Origin of the sequence: Nocardia sp. CC201C, assembly GCF_030010695.1 — a bacterium.
GTDB classification, from domain to species: Bacteria; Actinomycetota; Actinomycetes; order Mycobacteriales; family Mycobacteriaceae; genus Nocardia; species Nocardia otitidiscaviarum.
Genome location: NZ_JASCXP010000716.1, coordinates 1 through 1,457, shown reverse-complemented (window position 1 = coordinate 1,457; position 1,457 = coordinate 1). Strand labels below are relative to the sequence as shown.

Below are 1,457 nucleotides of genomic sequence, written 5' to 3'. Positions count from 1 at the left end.
GGCGGCCGCACAGGTGGGCACGGAGCGGAGTCAGCGGGCTGATGGACGAAATGCGGCGGTGGCTCGACGATGTCGTGATCCCGAACGGACGGTTGCCGCTGCTGTGCCTGCTGTTCGGCTTCATTCTCGGGTTCGTGCTGATCCGCGTCAGCGTCCGGCTCATCCGCGCGAAGGTGCGGTGGTGGCCGGGGAACGTGCGGGCCGGGGACACCCATATCCACCACATGGTGTTCGGCGTGATCATGGTGCTGGCCTCCGGGGTGGGTCTGGTCACCATGTACGAGAGCGGCGTCGGCACCATCAGCGCGCTGGCGGCGGTGTTCGGCCTGGGCGCGGCGCTGGTGCTGGACGAGTTCGCGCTCATCTACTACCTCCGGGACGTGTACTGGGAGGAGCAGGGCCGCACCTCCGTGGACGCGGTCTTCGTGGCGGTGGCGGTGACCGGGCTGCTGCTGCTCGGCTTCCATCCGCTGTGGCTGCTGGACCTCGGCGACGTCCGGCACGAGCCCGATACGGCGGCGCGGGTGCTCGTCGGCCTGTTCGCCATCACGAATCTGCTGCTGGCGGCCATCGTCATCGCCAAGGGGAAGATCTGGACCGGTCTGTTCGGCATGTTCTTCCCGCCGCTGCTGGTCATCGGCTGGCTGCGACTGGCCCGGCCCGGATCGCCGTGGGCGCGCTGGCGCTACGGGTCCCGTCCGAGGACCATGCGGCGCGCCATCATTCGCGAGCGGCGATACCGGCGGCCGGTCATCCAGGCCAAGATCTTCGTCCAGGATCTCATCGCCGGGAAGCCGGATCTCGTCCATGTGCGGCAGGCCACCGAGGAGGAGTTGGAGCACACGGTGCTCCCGGCCCCGTCCGCGCCGTCGCCGACGCATCGGCTCGGTAGCCGGAAGGTCGCCGACTGAGCCCGCGGGCCCGCCGACGGCGTAGCATGCGGACAGCGGTGACGAAGGCAACCCGATTACCGGAGCGGTCCGGCCATCTGGCACAATGCTCAGGTTGCCTTGGGCGCATCGCGCCCGACGCACCGCCCAATTATCCGGAGTACGAACCGGTCGAGCGCAACCAGTGCCGCCAGGTTCCTCTGCTCGCGCGAACTTCCCAAAGGACGGACATGAACACCCTCGACTTCGTCGACGAAAAGTCGCTGCGCAGCGATATCCCCGAGTTCCGCCCGGGTGACACCGTGAATGTGCACGTGAAGGTCATCGAAGGCAACAAGGAGCGCATCCAGGTCTTCAAGGGCGTCGTCATCCGGCGTCAGAACGGCGGCATTCGCGAGACCTTCACCGTGCGCAAGGTGTCGTTCGGTGTCGGCGTGGAGCGCACCTTCCCGGTGCACAGCCCCAACCTCGACAAGATCGAGGTCGTGACCCGCGGTGACGTGCGTCGTGCCAAGCTGTACTACCTGCGCGACCTGCGCGGCAAGGCCGCCAAGATCAAGGAAAAGC

At 67.4% G+C, this 1,457-nt stretch carries 2 protein-coding genes; both read left to right on the top strand.

Translation table 11 applies throughout. The annotated features are described in order from the left end of the window. Window positions 1–50 precede the first annotated feature (50 nt). The gene (locus tag QK444_RS36225; protein WP_282786626.1) at window positions 51–911 is read left to right on the top strand and encodes a hypothetical protein; all 861 of its coding nucleotides are present in this window, start codon (window positions 51–53) and stop codon (window positions 909–911) included. Window positions 912–1,120: 209 nt separating this feature from the next. Further along, on the top strand, window positions 1,121–1,457 hold a 337-nt coding region (rplS, locus tag QK444_RS36220; protein ID WP_282786624.1), incomplete at its 3' end, for a 50S ribosomal protein L19.

Bases quoted from the DNA above. Each gene is read 5' to 3' on its own strand.
- QK444_RS36225 (WP_282786626.1), top strand. From the start codon at position 51: ATGCGGCGGTGGCTCGACGATGTCGTGATCCCGAACGGACGGTTGCCG.